Raw genomic sequence first — 12,614 nt, forward strand, 5'->3', positions numbered from 1 at the left:
AACCCGCCAGCATCCGCCACCGGACGCCAGCCACGATCCGCCTGCAACTCTTCCCACCACCAACACCATGATCAACTTAAGCTACGCGGCATTGGACAAGCCCCCACGCGCGCTGCCGGGCATGCACCCGGCGGAACTCTTCACGCGCCGGCGAATAACGACGAGGGCCATGGGGTGGCACACGGCAGCCCAGCCCGCTCGAACCAGACCCCCATCCAGACAGATCTCTGGAGCGATGTCGCGGCCGGTGTTCCGCTCCCGGCCGAGGTGGCAAGATCTGGCACGTGAGCTGGCTGAGGCGGCACGACCCGCAACTGGTGGCGGTCCGGCGGGCCGTCCGGGTCACCCTGGTCGCCTGCCTGGGGTTCTACCTCTGCCGGTACGTGCTGGACGCGCCTGCCATGGCGCCGTACGCGTTGTTCGGCGCGGTCGCGCTCGGTGCGCTCTCGCAGATACCCGGCACGCCGCGGCGCCGCGCCCGTACGCTGATCATGGTGTTGCCGGTCGCCTGGGCCCTGGTGTCGGTCGGCACGCTGCTGTCGTTCAGCACCGTCGCGGCGACCGCCGGCATGTTCCTGCTCGGCTTCGCGGTCAGCTACGTCGGCGTCGGCGGCACACGGCTGGCCGGGCTGGCCGCCGGCATGCAGCTGCTCTACATCCTGCCGTGCTTCCCGCCCTACGACCCGGGGTCGCTGCCGGCCCGTCTGATCGGCGTGACCATGGCGATCGTGCTGCTGTCGATCGCCGAGGTGACGCTCTGGCCCGACCCGTCCCCGGCGCCGTACCGCGAGAAGCTGGGCGCCGCGATCGGCGCGCTGTCCGGGTGCCTCGAAGCCGTGGCCGACACGTGGAGCGGCGACGCCAAGGGCCGCGAGCGCCTGGCCGCGCTGCTGCCGGAGGCCACCGACGCCGCCGACGCCCTCCGGCCGTCGCGGCTTCCCCCGCTGCAACGCCCCGCCTCGGCCGGCCGCCGCGACCGCGCGCTGAGCTCGGCGGCCGGGACGGCGCGGCTGCTGCTGGGCCGGGCGGTCGACCTGTTCTTCACCGACGAGCGGGGCTCGGTCACGCTGCCGGCGGCGACCCATCTCGTACGCGAGACGGCCGGCTGCACCGCGGCCGCCGCGGCCTGGCTGCGCGGCGACGGCCCGCTGCCCGACACCGGTCGCGTCGCCCAGGCGCTCACCGAGTTCCGGGTGGCCCGCATGAACACCGACCCCGGCGGCATCACCCCCGAGCGGCTGCGCCTGGGCGCGCTGGCGCTGTCCCTCGGCGAGTGGACCAAGAACCTGATCTTCGCGATCCGTATCGCCGCCGGCGAGCGCCCCGACCACCCCGACCCCACGCCCGAGTCGGCCCGGCCCGGCCCGTTCTGGTACGCGTACCGCAGGACTCCCGCCCTGTACTGGCACCGCCTGCGCGAGAACCTGACGCCGCGCTCGGTCGCCTTCCAGGGCGCCCTGCGCCTGGCCGCCGCCCTGGCCGCGGCCCGCCTGCTGGCCGGCGTGCTCGACCTCTCGCACGGCTTCTGGGTGCTGTTGACGATCCTCACGGTCCTGCGCACCTCGGCCGCCGAGACCCGCTCGGCCCTGCGCCCGGCCCTGGTGGGCACCGTGGCCGGCTCGCTGGTCGCGGCCCTGCTGCTGATCGGCGGCATCCACCCCACCGCGTACGCGATCGCCCTGCCCATCGTCATGATCGTCGGATTCGCGGCCGGTCCGCTGGTGGGCCTGGGCTGGTCCCAGGCCTTGTTCACGCTGGTGATCACCTTCGTGTTCGCCCAGGTCACCCCCGTGGACTGGCGCCTGGCCGAGGCCCGCGTCCTCGACGTCCTGGTCGGCGCCGCGATCGGCGTCCTGATCGGCCTGTTCGCCTGGCCGCGCGGCGGCGGGGGCGAACTGCACCGGGCCACCAGCACGTTCCTCACCGCGTCGGCCGGCGTGATCCGCGAGACGGTGGCCGTGATGGCCAAGGGTCAGCAGCCCGGCGCCGCGATGCCCGAGGCCCGCCTGGCCGGCCAACTGGCCGACGCGTCCTTCGCCCTCTATCAGAGCGAGCGCCACCGGCCGGCTTCGGTGGACTGGCAGGCCACGCTGCTGGCCGGCCACCACGCCGTGCGCGGCGCCGAGGCCCTCGTGCGCTCCTGCCCCGCGGGCGGACTGCTGCCGTGCGTGGAGCCGCTGACCAGCCTGTCCGCCGACGTGGCCGGCCGCTACGACCAGGCCGCGGCCGCGCTGGCCGAGCACGGTCGGATGCCGTCGTTCGCGGCCGCGCCCACCGGCCTCGCCTGGCCGGCCGATCTGGGCCAGGACCTCTACATCATCGCCGACCTGCGCGTCTGGCTGGACGGCCTGCGCGAGGACATCGGCGCCGTCACCGGCCGCCCGGAAGGCGTGGGCGGCCTGCGGGCGCGGGTGGCCCAGCTGGCCGACGGCGCGACCTGAACCGGCGTGGCCCGGGTGGTCCGAGTTCCGCTGTTCCGGCGGCGCGCGACGTTGATTTGCGACATTCTGCGCAAGTGGCGCAGATGAGCCGGGCCGAGGCGACCCAGGGGGTGGAGCAGCGGCTGGCGGCGACCGTGCACGCCTATCCGGGGCTGCGCGTCGAGGCCGTGCCGGCCCAGTTCCTGCGGATGCCCGCGTCGCACAGCGGCGGGCGGCGGGTGCTGCGGGGCGGGCGGCTGCCCGAGGCCGACGACGAGGTCTTCGCGGTGATCGCCGAGTTGTGGCGCGACGCGGGCTGCCAGGTCACCGACGGGCCGGCCGCGGACGGGCGGCTCCTTCAGGTCGAGGATCCGGACGGGTACTTCATCTCGCTGGCCCGGCATGACCTCGACGACCCGATCCTCACGGTGGCCTCGCCGGCGTTCCCCGCGCCGTTTCTCGATCCGGGGCTCGCCGCGGGCCTGGTGGCCGGGGCCGGTGTCGGATGTTTCGGGCCGTGCGTGGCCAAGGTCGGGCCGTCGGCGATCATCCCGGGGCTGGCGTCCTACTGGGGATGGGTGCCGATCTTCGCCCTGGTGCTGGCGGGGAGCCTGTGGTTCCCGGAGACCAGGCGCTTCGGCATCGGGCTGGCCGTCACGGGCACGCTGATCGGCATCACCGTCTCCGCCATCTTCTCCTGACACCTTCTCCCGCGGCGCCCGGAAGCAACGATCCTGCGACCGGCATTGCCTGCGGTGAGCGCGCCGAGCCGCCGAACGTGACGGCATGCGAATCCGGCTGGTCTTGGCGCTTCTTACTGCCGTGTTGTCCGTCCTGGTGGGTACGCCCGCGCAGGCGACCCGGCCGCCGGCGGTCAAGGCGGTGACGTTCAACGTGTGCGGCAACGTGTGCCGCTACGGGGAAGTGAGCAGCACCGCCGGAAACATCGCCTACAAGATCCGGGCGCTGGGCGCCTCGGTGACGATGCTGCAGGAGCTCTGCTACTCGCAGTTCCTGGGGATCCGGGAGCGGCTCGCCCGCTACGGGTACTCGGCCGAGTTCGCGCGGGCGTCGAGCGGCGGGCGGTGCGACGACGACGACCGCAAGCACGGCAAGGCGTTCGGGATCGCGATCGTGGCGCGCGGAAAGATGACCGGCAAGGTGCTCTACAAGCTGCCCAGCCCGTACGGCACGCACCAGGAGGGCCGGGCGGTCCTCGGCGTCACGGTGCGGCTGCCCGGGCGGACGCTGTTCGCGGTGACGACCCACACCGCGCTCGGGCCCAACCTCTCCGTCCAACTGGGCGCGCTGCGCCGGTGGCTCGTGCCGATCGCGTCGAACCGCCCGGTGCTCTTCGGCGGCGACCTCAACGTGGCGCCGGACAGCGGGGACCTCGACGCGTTCTACGCCGCCTTCGATGAGGCCAACGCCGATCGGGCCAACGGGCTGCCGACGTTCCTGCCCCGCCCCACCCGGAAGATCGACTATCTGTTCGGCAGCAAGGGATTCCTCGCGCCGGCCGGCGTGGCCAGCGCGAACACCGGCTACTCGGACCACAGCATGTACCTCGGGGCGTTCCGGTAGATCATGTCGGCATGGAACCGACACTGCGGGACTGGATCGAGACCGAGGCGCTGCCGGGCCGGCGAGTGGCCGGCGAGCGGACGCTGACCGGGGGCTACAGCAACGACAACGTGCAGGTCACGATCGACGACGGGCGCCGGTTCGTGCTCCGCCGCTACCGGGGTGCCAACCGGTGCGCGGTCGAGGCGGCCCTCGCCCGGCGGCTGACCGGGGTGATCCCGGTGCCCGAGGTGGTGGCCGCCGACGAGACCGGCAAACGGGCCGGCGAGCCGGTGCTGCTGTCGGCCTTCGCCGAGGGCCTCATGGTGGGCGACGACCTGGGCGATCCGGCGGCCGACGGCCTGAGCCGGGAGCTCGGGCTGGTGCTGGCGCGCCTCGGGTCGGTGACCTTCGACGCGCCGGGGTTCTTCGCGGACGAGCGGCTCGAGCCCGACGGCGCCGAACCCACGCTCGGGCTCGACGCCTTCGTGGACCGCAGCCTCCGCGATGGCAACGCGCACGGCCACCTCAGCGCGGCCGAGCAGAATTCGCTGCGGCGTTACGCCGAAGAGGCGGCGCCGGCGGTGGCGGCGCTGGCGGGCAGCCGCCGGCTGGTGCACGCCGACTACAACCCGAAGAACATTCTCGCGGTGGGCGACCGGGTCACGGCCGTTCTTGATTTCGAGTACGCCTTCAGCAGTTCGCCGCTGTTCGACGTGGGCAACATGCTGCGCTTTCCGCGCCGGCCCGGTTTCGCGGAGAGTTTCGTGGCCGGGTTTCGGGACGGGGGCGGAGAGCTCCCACCGGACTGGCGGGAGCTCAGCCAAGCCCTCGACCTCTACTCGCTTGCCGATTTCCTGACCCGGCCGGTCGAGCACCGCTATTTCGGCCGCTCCCTGGAGCGGATCCGGGCGCTGCTCAACGGAAGGTCCGGTGACTGACCAACGGCCCCGGACGGAAGTTCACGAAGGCCGGCGCGTCGCCGAGCCCCAGCTCCAGCGCGGCCCGCTGCAGGCCGGCGGTCGTCGCCCGGTCGTCCCAGCGACCCGTGACCGCCCGGTGCTCGGCAGCCTGGACGGCCGCGATCAGTTCCGACGACGTGAACGAGCAGTGCCCGCGCCGCGCGACATAGGCCTGCCGCAGCAGCGGGCCCTGGGCCTGTTGCGCGTACCGGTTCTCGTACTCGACTGGCGCCAGCTGGTCGTAGAGCGTGTGCATGGTCAGCATCGGTACATCGAGCCGGCCGGTCACCGTCGAGGTGCGGGTCAGCGACGCCACGGCGGGCCGGTCGGCGCGCACGGACGCGTCGCGGGTCAACGTCTTCAAGTCGGCCGAAAGAGAAAGTCCCGCCGACCGGTAGAGGGATTCGACCGTCGCGCGGTAGGGCGACCGCGACAGCAAAGACGCGTAGTTCACGCCGGCGTTCCAGGAAGCGTTTCCGCCCGCGCTGAGCTCGATGTAGTAGCGCGACGGCATGATGAACGGCAGCGTGGCGACGAGCCAGTCGTACTGGGCCTGCGCGATTCCCTCGGGGTCGGCGGGCGGGGTGGCCTGCGAGGCCGACCAGGTGGGCATGTTCAGCAGGGCGGTTCCCAGGGCGACCCGGGCGCGCCCGGCCGCGGAGTCGCGGGCGGCGGTGGCCGCGGCGGCGAGCTGGGAGGCCGCGGCGGCGCCGTCGGCGGGACTCGCGTATCGGACCAGCGGGACGGCGACGCCGAGCAGGCGGGACAAGGCGTACTCGCCGTCGAGCTGGTAGTTGTTCAGGTCAATGCCGCCGCCGAGCAGGCCGCAGGTGGAGACCGCGGCGTCGAGCCGCCGGCCGGCCCGTTCCGCCTCCTGGGTGCTGATCAGGCCGCCCATCGAGGTGCCGAGCGCGATGGTCGTCCGCGGCTTTCCGATGACCTTCTCGACGGCGGCGAGCGAGGCGAACTGGTCGCGGGTCGCGCTGGAGAGCGCCCACAGCGAGCCGTTCGGATCGTAGGAGGACCCGACCAGCGCGTAGCCGCGGTCGAGCATGGCCTGCTTCGCGTCGGGCGACGGCGCGTTCGAGGCGGTGAGCGTGCCGAACCCGTGGCTGTAGAGGATCAGCGTGCCGCCCCAGTCGGCGGGGACGTCGGCGATCCAGGTGGCGCCGTCGGGGAGGGTTCCGGTGTACTGGGTGTCGGTGGCTTGTGCGGGCGCGCCGACCGAGAGCGTGGCAGCCAGGACGGCGGCCGCCGCGAGACGAAGCATCGTGACCTCCTGCGCAGGGTGGGGACGATTCCGCCGGGCACGAAAAGCACCACGGCGATCAGCAGCAGCGCGTAGACGGCGTACGAGAGCACGCTGGGCGCGTAGCTGGGCATGCCGGGTTGCGTGGCCAGCGTCGTGAGCAGCTGGACGACGAGGGTGATCAGGGTGGCGCCGACGAGCGCTCCGGCGATGCTGCCGATGCCGCCGACGACGGCCATCACGACGTACTCGATGGAGAGCAGCACCGGGAACGAGCCCGGCGCGAGATATCCGAGAAAGAAGGCGTAGATGCCGCCGGCAAGGCCGGCGAAAGCCGCCGAGATCGCGAAGACCAGCAATCGGTACGCCCCGACGGGCACCCCGCTGGCCTCGGCCGCCATCTCGCCGGTGGCGAGCGCGCGCAGCCCCCGCCCGACCCGCGAGCGCACCAGGTTCCACGCGACGACGCTGACCAGCGCGACGCCGGCCACGGCCAGAAACAGGTAGTGGACATTTTCGTCGAGCTCGAAACCGCCGATCGAGAGGTAGGGGAGGCCCTGCAGGCCGATCGCGCCGCCGGCCCAGTCCGCGTCGCCGAGCACCGACAGCAGGATCAGCTGTAGCGCAAGTGTCGCGAAAGCCAGCTGATGCCCGCGCAGCCGCAGGATCGGGATGCCCACGACCACGGCGGCGAGGGCCGCGGCCACCGGCGCGAGCAGGAGGCCGAGCAGCGTCGGCACACCGTGCAGCGAAAGCAGCCCGGCCGTGTACGCGCCGATCGCGTAGAACGACGCCTGCCCGAGCGAAACCTGCCCGGCGTAACCCATCAGCAGCGAAAGCCCGACGACCGACATGGCGGAGAGCCCGAGCAGGATCAGGACGGTCTGGTTCACGCCGCCGCCTCCACCACGTCGCGGCGACCGGCCCGGACGATCAGCACGGCCAGCATGAAGATCAGCGCGACCTCCGTCTGGTACGACGTGCTGAGGTACCCGCCGACCAGCGCCTGCACCACGCCGAGCAGCAGCCCGCCGACGAGCGTGAGGCCGGGCCGGGTCAGGTTGCCGAGGATCGCCGCCGAGAAGCCGTTGACGACCAGGGCCACGTCGCTGTCGAAGGAAACTTGCTGCACCGGGGTGACCAGCACGCCGGCCAGCCCGCCCAGCGCGCCGCCGACCGCGAAGGCGAGCAGCCCCATCCGCAGCACGCTGATTCCCACGACGCGGGCCGCGTAGGGGTCGGCGGCCGTCGCGGTGAGCGCCTTGCCGAGATCGGTGCGGGCGAACAGCAGCGCCGTCGCGGCCAGCACGACGGCCGTCACCCCGATGATCAGCAGATAGTGCGTCTGGACGCGGCCGCCGAGCACGGTCACCGAGCCGGGCAGGCCCGCGAACGACCGTGGCTGGTCACCCCAGAGCAAGATCTCTATCGCGTACGCGAAAATGCCGAGCCCCAGCGTCACGATCAGCGCCGCCTGCGGGGTCGTTCCGGGCTTCCCGGTCGCGACCAGCCCCACCAGCAGCCCGATCAGGCCGGCCACCAGCACCGCGAGCCCCTCGGCGAGGCCGTGCGGCAGCCCGGTCGCGAGCAACGTGGTGACCGTCAGGGCCGCGAGGACCGCGAAACTTCCCTGCGCGAAATTCACCACCCGGGTGACGCGGTAGATGACCACGAGGCCGCTGCCGGTCAGCGCGTACGCGCACCCGACGCCCACCCCCGTGATCAGGTACTGCGCGAGCTCACCCATCACCCCTCCAGCCCCAGGTAGGCGGCGGCCACCGAGGCGCTGCCGGCCAGCTCGGCGGACGGCCCTTCGGCCACGACGCGTCCCGCCTCCAGCACGTAGGCCTTGTCGCAGAGGTCGAGGGCGAGCCGCGCGTTCTGCTCGATCAGCAGCACCGCGAGGCCGTCGGCGGCGTTGCGCTCCCGCAGGTGCGCGGCGAGCCCGGCGACCACTTTCGGCGCGAGCCCGAGCGACATCTCGTCGATGACGAGGACGTCGGGCCGGCTCATCAGCGCCCGGCCGAGCGCGACCATCTGCTGCTCCCCGCCGGAAAGTTTCCCGGCCTGCCGCTTTCGCAGCTTCGTCAGCTCGGGCAGCAGCGCGTAGATGTGCGCGGTGTCCCGGGAGCCGCTGCGCCACGCGCCGAGCCGCAGGTTGTCGTCGACGGTCAACGGCGCGAAAAGATGCCGTCCCTCCGGGACCAGCGCAAGTTTCCCGTGCACCGCGAAAGTGCCGGCGGCCGGCTTTCGCAGCCCGCACAGCGTGTTGACCAGCGTGGACTTTCCGGCGCCGTTCGGCCCGATCAGCGCGACCATCTCGCCGGCCGCGACCGACAGGCTCACCCCGTCGAGCGCCGTCGCCGCGCCATACCGGACCGTCAGCTCCTCGACCCGGATCATGCCGCACCGCCGCGGCCGGCCGCGATGGTTCGTTCGTGGATGCGGGTCATGCCGCACCGCCGGGAGTCGGCGGCGATGGTTCGTTCGTGGATGCGGGTCATTCCGTGCCGCCCAGGTAGGCCGCGATGACCCGCTCGTCGGCGCGGATCTGCTGGAACGTCCCGGACGCGATGACCCGGCCGAGGTCGAGCACGGTCACCCGGTCGGCCAGGCGGGCCACGAACGCCACGTCGTGCTCGACCAGCAGGATCGACAGGCCCTCGCCGCGCAGCTGCTCGATGAGGCCGGCGAGCGCGGACCGCTCGGGGCCGCGCAGCCCCGACGCCGGCTCGTCGAGCAGCAGCAGCCGCGGTTTCCCGCACAACGCGCGGGCCACCTGCAACGCCCGCTGCTGCCCGAGCGGCAGGCCGTCGGCGGGCCGGCCGGCCTGATCGGCCAGCCCGACCCGCTCGAGCGCGCCGGCCGCCAGCGCGCGGATCGAGGCCTCCTCCCGGCGATGCCGCGGCAACCGCAGCACCGCCGACAGGGGACCGGCCCGGGTGACCGCGTGCGCGCCCACCATCACGTTCTCGGCCACCGTCATCCCGGCGAAGACCGGCGCGTCCTGGAACGCGATCGCGATGCCGCGCCGCGCCCGGCGGTGCGGGGCGAGCCGGTCGATCCGCTCGCCGTCGTAGCGAAGAGTCCCGGCGGTCGGCACGAGCTGGCCGCCGATCAGCTTGAACAATGTGGACTTCCCGGCGCCGTTCGGCCCGATCACCGCGTGCGTCTCGCCGGCCCGCACGTCCAGGCCGACGTCGCGCAGCGCGAAGACCCCGCCGAAGCGCCGGGTCGCGCCCTGGACCGAAAGCAGCACGCTCACGCGGGCAGCTTTCCCTTGGCCCAGTCGGTCGGCACGAAAGCGCCGCCCTTGACCTGGTTGATGGAGATGTAGTCGGAGGTCAGTCCGGCGTGGTCGGTGGCCGTGTACTTGTAGACGCCGTTCGGGGTGGTCAGCGTGAGCCCCTCGAACGCGGCCTGGATCTTCGCGGGATCGTCGCTGTTCGCCCTGGTGACGGCCGCGGCGAGCAGCTTCATGCCGGTGTAGCCGTCGGCCGCGAACTGCGGCGGCGGGTAGCCGTACTGGGTGGTGAAGGGCTTGGACAGCTCCTCGATCGCGGTCTTCTGCGCGCCGGCCGGCAGCGCGTCGCCGACCACGGCGATCGAGCTGGCCACGAAGACGCCCTCGGCGGCCGGTCCGGCCGGCTTGAGCCACAGCGAGCTGGCCTGCGAGCCGGTGAACATCAGCGGGATGTCGACGCCGGCGCTCGCGTACTGTTTCGCGAACGCGACGCCGGGCGGGCCGGTCGCCCACACCGTCAGCGCCTGCGCGCCCGACGACTTGACGTGGTTGATGATCGCGCCGAACTCGGTGGTGGATGTCTGGAACTCCTCGTCGGCGACGAGGGTGACGCCGTACTGCGCCGCTTTCGCTTTCATGCCGGCAGTGCCGGCGTTCGCGTACGAGGAACGGCTGTCGTGCGCCACGGCAACTTTCGTGAATCCCTGTGCCTGGAAGTACTGCAGGATCCGATCGGCGTAGGTGGCCGACGTCGCGGGGACGACGAAGACGTACGGATGGATGGGGTTGACCTGCTCGTCGGCGGGCGTGAGCGAGACGTACGGGATCTTCGCCCGATCGACCTGCGGGATGGTCGCCAGCGCCGAGTTGGAGAACGGCGAACCGATCACCGCGGCGACCCCGGCGCTCTTGAGGTCGTTGAAGCTGAGCACGGACTGCTCGGGCTGGCTCTTGTCGTCGCGCACGGTCAGCTCGATCTGCCGGCCGAGCAGGCCGCCCGCGTCGTTGATCTGCTGGACGGCGAGCTTGACGGACTTCTCGTCCTCGCTGCCCAGTGGGGCGTAGTTACCGGTCAGGGAAACGATCAGGCCTATTTTCAACGGCTCGTCGCCGGCGTTGCCGCCGTCGTCGCTGTCGCCACAGGCGGCGGGAAGAAGCAGAAGGAACGCGGCCATCGCGGCCAGAGGACGTCGCATGAGTACCTCCGGTGTACTCAGGAACGGGTGCCGCCAAGTTAGGCGCAATTTTGACGCTGGTCAATAATCTGCCCGACATCAGAGCACATGCCGCCAACATCGCCGGTACTGTGCGCGACGTGGCCCCACCATCCGCCTCGGCGATCATGCTGACGTTCCTCGGCGAGCACCTGTTCGACCACGGCGTCTGCGTCTACTCCGGAAGCGTCATCGACGTGCTGGCCCGCGCGGGCATCTCCGAGGAGGCCACCCGCTCGACCCTGACCCGCATGACCGCCCGGGGCCTGCTGCGCCGCCAGCGCAACGGCCGCCGCATGTACTTCGGCCTCACCGCGCACAGCACCCAGGTGCTGCGGGATGGCGCGGTGCGGCTGTGGCAGACCGGCGCCGTCAACCGGGAGTGGGACGGAACCTGGACGTTGCTGGCTTTCTCGCTGCCCGGCGAAAGACAGCGCGAACGGCACGACCTGCGCGCGTCCCTGGCGTGGGCGGGTTTCGGTCCCGTGCAGGGCGGGCTGTGGATCGCCCCCGGCGCCGCCGACGTGTCGCACCTGCTGACCGGCCACATCCGGGTCTTCCGGGGCACGGCCGACCCCTCCACCGACGTCGCCGAGATGATCGCCGGCGCCTACGACCTGCTCGCGCTGGCCGCCCGCTACGAGGACTTTCTGGCTCGCTGGTCTCCGGTTTCGTCGTTCACCGACCCGCTTGCCACGAAACTTCTGCTGGTCACCGACTGGCTCCAGATCATCCGCCGCGACCCGCGCCTGCCGGTGTCGCATCTGCCCGCGAAATGGCCCGCGGTCGAGGCCCAGGAGCTGTTCTTCCGCCTCAACGAGCGCCTCGCCGCCCCGGCTGCCGAGATCGCCGCGACGCTTCTGGAAACCATCCCCGACACCGGCGAGTGAGACCCAGATCAACAGTCGTATGCGCATGAGTGGTTGTAGCGTGGCGGCGTGTCTCTCAAAGCCGATCTGACCAGCGCAGACCTTACCGAGATCCGGCAGTCCGCCCTCGGCGCCGCCGACCCGCTCGGCCTCGCCGCCGACCTGGCCGAGGCCGCGGACGCCGGGCGACTCGCGGACAAAGACGATGCCGGGTACGCCCTGGCGCTCGCCGCCGAGATCGCGGAGAGCCGGAGCAAGCTCGACGCCGCGCTCCGGTACGCCGAACGGGCCGTCGACGCGTACGGGACGCGCGACGACCCCCAGGCCGGCGCCGCCCGGGCGCTGCGGGCCCGCATCCTGTTCCGCACCGGACGCGGGGACGAGGCCATGGCCGACCTCGAGTCCGTGCGCCCGCTGCTCACCCAGCACCCGGACGCCGCCGCGTACGTCAGCGCCGCCCTCGCCGCGGGCGGGCGCAACCGGGTCGCCGAACAGTGGCTGACCGACGCGGTGCAGGCCGTCCTGGCCGACCGCGACCAGCCCGCCGAGCCGGCCAGCGCCGAGGACGCCGGGCTGCTGTTCTTCCTGCTCCAGCAGCGGCACCGCACCCGGCACGCGCTCGGGCTGCAGCACGACCACCACGACAACCTCGCCGACCGGCTCGAGACGCGGCTCGCCAACGCGGCCGCCCGCCCGTCGGAGGAGCCGGTCTTCTTCCCGCAGGCCGAGTTCGGCAAGCTGCTCGCGCAGTGGCCGGCGCTGTCCGGGGCGTACGGCGCCGACTGGGACGAGCACCGCGCCCACCTGGAGCGCGAGCTGGTGCGCCAGGCGGGCGCCGGGAGCGTCGGCCTGTCCCTGCTGCCGGCCGACGTCGCCGGCCTGACCCGGTTCGCCGGGGCCGGCGGCGACCCGGCCGCCGAGCAGACCCGGACCGGGTACGCGCGTCAGCTGGCGAGCGGGACCGCGCGGATTCCGTGGCCGCCGGAGCGCAACGAGGCCTGCTGGTGCGGATCGGGGCTGAAGTACAAGAAGTGCTGCCTGCCGCGCTCGCGCGGCTGACCTTCGTCGCACAGCAAGAGTGGGCGGCCCGTGG

11 protein-coding genes are annotated in these 12,614 nt (G+C 72.5%); 6 read left to right on the top strand and 5 right to left on the bottom strand.

From position 1 onward, the window contains the following. Positions 1-284: 284 nt before the first annotated feature. From ACIA5D_RS50035 to ACIA5D_RS50050, 4 genes are all read left to right on the top strand, one after another. Entirely contained in the window at positions 285-2,441 is a 2,157-nt protein-coding gene (locus ACIA5D_RS50035; protein WP_396037810.1) for an FUSC family protein, read from the top strand. 74 nt (positions 2,442-2,515) lie between these two features. Continuing rightward, positions 2,516-3,121 (top strand): hypothetical protein, encoded by a 606-nt coding sequence (locus ACIA5D_RS50040; RefSeq protein WP_396037811.1) that lies wholly within the window; start codon positions 2,516-2,518, stop codon positions 3,119-3,121. Positions 3,122-3,206: 85 nt separating this feature from the next. Continuing rightward, the gene (locus ACIA5D_RS50045) at positions 3,207-4,004 is read left to right on the top strand and encodes an endonuclease/exonuclease/phosphatase family protein (protein WP_396037812.1); all 798 of its coding nucleotides are present in this window, start codon (positions 3,207-3,209) and stop codon (positions 4,002-4,004) included. An 11-nt stretch (positions 4,005-4,015) separates the two neighbouring features. After that, positions 4,016-4,924, top strand: coding sequence for a phosphotransferase family protein (locus tag ACIA5D_RS50050; RefSeq protein ID WP_396037813.1), 909 nt, complete (start codon positions 4,016-4,018; stop codon positions 4,922-4,924). A gap of 1,143 nt (positions 4,925-6,067) precedes the next feature. On the opposite strand, the gene ACIA5D_RS50055 is transcribed toward ACIA5D_RS50050, so the two are convergent. From ACIA5D_RS50055 to ACIA5D_RS50075, 5 genes are all read right to left on the bottom strand, one after another. After that, a complete protein-coding gene (locus tag ACIA5D_RS50055) occupies positions 6,068-7,087 on the bottom strand; it encodes a branched-chain amino acid ABC transporter permease (protein WP_396037814.1) in 1,020 nt (339 codons plus the stop codon). Beyond that, positions 7,084-7,941 (bottom strand): branched-chain amino acid ABC transporter permease, encoded by an 858-nt coding sequence (locus ACIA5D_RS50060; protein ID WP_396037815.1) that lies wholly within the window; start codon positions 7,939-7,941, stop codon positions 7,084-7,086. Before ACIA5D_RS50060 ends, ACIA5D_RS50055 begins: the two co-directional genes overlap by 4 nt. Continuing rightward, positions 7,941-8,597 carry an ABC transporter ATP-binding protein gene (locus ACIA5D_RS50065; protein ID WP_396037816.1) on the bottom strand — a complete coding sequence of 219 codons (657 nt, stop codon included), beginning with the start codon at positions 8,595-8,597 and terminating at the stop codon, positions 7,941-7,943. Before ACIA5D_RS50065 ends, ACIA5D_RS50060 begins: the two co-directional genes overlap by 1 nt. A gap of 97 nt (positions 8,598-8,694) precedes the next feature. Next, on the bottom strand, positions 8,695-9,459 hold the full coding sequence (locus ACIA5D_RS50070; protein WP_396037817.1) for an ABC transporter ATP-binding protein: 765 nt from the start codon (positions 9,457-9,459) through the stop codon (positions 8,695-8,697). Beyond that, positions 9,456-10,634, bottom strand: a complete 1,179-nt coding sequence (locus ACIA5D_RS50075) for an ABC transporter substrate-binding protein (protein ID WP_396037818.1) — start codon at positions 10,632-10,634, stop codon at positions 9,456-9,458. The genes ACIA5D_RS50070 and ACIA5D_RS50075 overlap by 4 nt, the downstream gene beginning before the upstream one ends. 119 nt (positions 10,635-10,753) lie before the next feature. Between ACIA5D_RS50075 and ACIA5D_RS50080 the strand changes: the two genes are divergently transcribed. After that, positions 10,754-11,542 (top strand): PaaX family transcriptional regulator C-terminal domain-containing protein, encoded by a 789-nt coding sequence (locus ACIA5D_RS50080; RefSeq protein ID WP_396037819.1) that lies wholly within the window; start codon positions 10,754-10,756, stop codon positions 11,540-11,542. A gap of 48 nt (positions 11,543-11,590) precedes the next feature. Next, positions 11,591-12,580, top strand: a complete 990-nt coding sequence (locus tag ACIA5D_RS50085) for an SEC-C domain-containing protein (protein WP_396037820.1) — start codon at positions 11,591-11,593, stop codon at positions 12,578-12,580. Positions 12,581-12,614: the final 34 nt, after the last annotated feature.

The organism is Actinoplanes sp. NPDC051513, assembly GCF_044454685.1.
GTDB lineage: Bacteria > Actinomycetota > Actinomycetes > Mycobacteriales > Micromonosporaceae > Actinoplanes.